Here is a 1,115-nt window from a genome sequence, read left to right as displayed (position 1 = left end):
GGGGTTTTTTTTATCTGTCGGTGGTTGCGCTCCCGCCGGGCGGATTGCACACTGGTCGCCCGTTAATCGTCATGGCTGTCTTATGTCTTCATTAAAATTCTCCGTTAGCCGCCAGGAAGCGCTCCTTATCATGATCACCATGTTCTGGGGAGGGACGTTCCTTGCCGTACAGTACGCGGTGAGCCTTAGCGGGCCGCTGTTTTTTGTCGGTTTGCGTTTCGCGACCGCCGCGCTGGCGGTGGGCCTGCTTTCGCTGCGCACTCTGCGCGGTCTGACGTGGCTGGAGGTGAAGGCCGGGGTAGCGATTGGCGTGGCGATTGCGCTGGGGTATGGCCTGCAGACCTGGGGACTACAGACCATCTCCAGCAGTAAATCTGCCTTTATCACCGCGATGTATGTGCCGCTGGTGCCGCTGCTGCAGTGGCTGTGCCTGGGACGTATGCCGGGGGTGATGTCCTGCGTGGGGATTGTGCTGGCCTTTATTGGTTTAATTCTGCTGGCCGGGCCGGAAAATAATCTGCTGGCGCTTGGCGTGGGGGAGATGATCACTCTGGCAAGCGCGGTGGCGATCGCGGCGGAGATTATCCTTATCAGCGCCTGGGCCGGAAAAGTCGATGTCCGCCGGGTGACGGTGGTGCAGCTGGCGACCGCGTCGCTGGTGGCTTTCGCCGCCATGAAGCCGGCGGGTGAATCGGTGCCGTCGTTGACGCCGGCCCTGCTCGGCGTCGCGCTGGGGCTGGGGATTTTCAGCGCGATCATTCAGGTGACCATGAACTGGGCGCAGCGCAGCGTCTCGCCGACGCGGGCCACCCTTATTTATACCGGTGAACCGGTATGGGCCGGTATTTTTGGCCGGCTGGCCGGTGAGCGTCTGCCGCTGCTGGCCCTGCTCGGCTGCGTTTTGATCCTCGCGGGGGTGCTGGTGAGCGAGCTGAAGTGGAAGCGCAAGTCGCCGCCGCAGGTTTCCACAAACGACGATGCGCAGCCGCTCACGGACCTGGCCGATCGCCGCGAGCCATAATATTTTCCTTCTGACCCGACAGCGGCGCTTATCCTGGCTGGTACTCGTCCGGCTCTGATTGTCTCCAGGCCCGGCAAGCGCAGCGCCGCCGGGC

Annotated in this window: 1 protein-coding gene; it reads left to right on the top strand. The window is 62.7% G+C overall.

Going from position 1 to position 1,115, the window contains the following annotated elements; translation table 11 throughout:
* The first annotated feature begins 82 nt into the window (after positions 1 to 82).
* Positions 83 to 1,021: a DMT family transporter gene (locus tag HMPREF9538_RS07795; protein WP_004183619.1), complete on the top strand. Its 939-nt coding sequence runs from the start codon at positions 83 to 85 to the stop codon at positions 1,019 to 1,021.
* Positions 1,022 to 1,115 lie beyond the last annotated feature (94 nt).

The sequence above is a fragment of the Klebsiella sp. MS 92-3 genome (assembly GCF_000195655.1).
In the GTDB taxonomy this organism is placed as follows: Bacteria; Pseudomonadota; Gammaproteobacteria; order Enterobacterales; family Enterobacteriaceae; genus Klebsiella; species Klebsiella pneumoniae.
The sequence above is the reverse complement of the archived record's forward strand: the minus strand, read 5'-3'. Positions and strand labels throughout refer to the sequence as shown.

Coding starts and splice junctions, on each gene's coding strand:
- HMPREF9538_RS07795 (WP_004183619.1), top strand. CDS start 83: ATGTCTTCATTAAAATTCTCCGTTAGCCGCCAGGAAGCGCTCCTTATC.